Consider the following 1,203-nt stretch of genomic DNA (forward strand, 5'->3'; position numbering starts at 1 on the left):
CGACCGGCTGTACCAAGAGGCACTGTCCGATCCCGAATTGAAACGCACACAAGTCGAGCTGGAAGCTGCCTTGTCGAACTCCCGCGAAGCACGGCAAGTGGTGTTTGATCTGTTCCAAGACCTCGATGGCTTCAGCCTCGATGACTACAAGCCGTTCTCCGATGTGTCGTCCGGTCTGGATCGATTGGTGCGATTCCTTTCCGCCGCTGTCGCGGATCGTCAGCAAAAGCTTATCAAGGTCGACGACGAAACCTATGATCTTGTGACCGTTGACGATACCCGCCGCGCCCGCTTCACGTTGAACCGAGACACCGCCATGAGCCAGGATGATCTGGAGCTGATGGGCTTGGATCACCCGTTGGTGCAAGAGGAGCTGGGACGCTGGCGCAGCGTGCCGCCGGAGGATGTCGGCATTGCCGTTTCAGGAGATGTAGACATGCCCGTGCTGCTCTCCCTCTGGATGGTCGAGGCGTCTGCTGGCAACGGCGAGCGTCGCGTTGTGCTTCAGCCCATCGCCGTCAAACAGGATGGCGCACGTGTTCCGGCGGTCGAACGGCAATGTGAGCGCTATCTGCAGGCACCGGCAACGTCACCAAGGTTTGTGCCAAAGCAACGGCTGGAGCTGTTTGCGCGTGCCGTTGAGCCTACGTTGCAGCGGGAACTGAAGCACAAGGGGGCGGCAAACGGTGATGGCAGCTATTCAGCCGAGTTGATTGGCTACGTGGAGATCGTTGATCAGGGGGCGTAATGCTCGACGAATACCTGATCCACTTTCTCTCGCGCTCGGCCGCGATTTACGGGCTGCTACAGAGAGCACTGGGAGCTTCGCGCCCGTGCTCTGGAAATCAATCCAGCGGCTGACTTGGCCGAATACCGGGTGTTCAATCGTCATCTCGGGTGAGGTTTGCTCTCCAACGAAGAACGAAACAGGAACGACACAAGCATGGCTCGCATCGAAAACCACAAATACAGCATCGAGGAAGCCTTCAGAGAGTGCTTCTACATCGTGCCGGACTACCAGCGGGAGTACGTCTGGACCGACAAGGAGGTGCATCAACTACTTGAGGATATCGGCGAGCAGATCGATGCTGGTTCTACCCGGGAGTACTTCATTGGCACCGTGCTGGTCTCGCCGACTGATCACAAAAGCCACTACGAGGTGATCGACGGCCAACAACGTCTGACCACATTCTTCCTGCTGCT

The 1,203-nt window shown here is 57.7% G+C and carries 1 protein-coding gene and 1 pseudogene; both read left to right on the plus strand.

Annotation, left to right across the window (positions count from 1 at the left end; genetic code table 11):
- Positions 1 to 748: pseudogene (locus tag E1J61_RS37120) on the plus strand (helicase); the annotation flags it as partial.
- 195 nt (positions 749 to 943) lie between these two features.
- A partial coding sequence (locus tag E1J61_RS37125; protein ID WP_133098690.1) for a DUF262 domain-containing protein occupies positions 944 to 1,203 on the plus strand: 260 nt, incomplete at its 3' end.

The organism is Cupriavidus sp. L7L (genome assembly GCF_004353535.1).
In the GTDB taxonomy this organism is placed as follows: Bacteria; Pseudomonadota; Gammaproteobacteria; order Burkholderiales; family Burkholderiaceae; genus Cupriavidus; species Cupriavidus oxalaticus_A.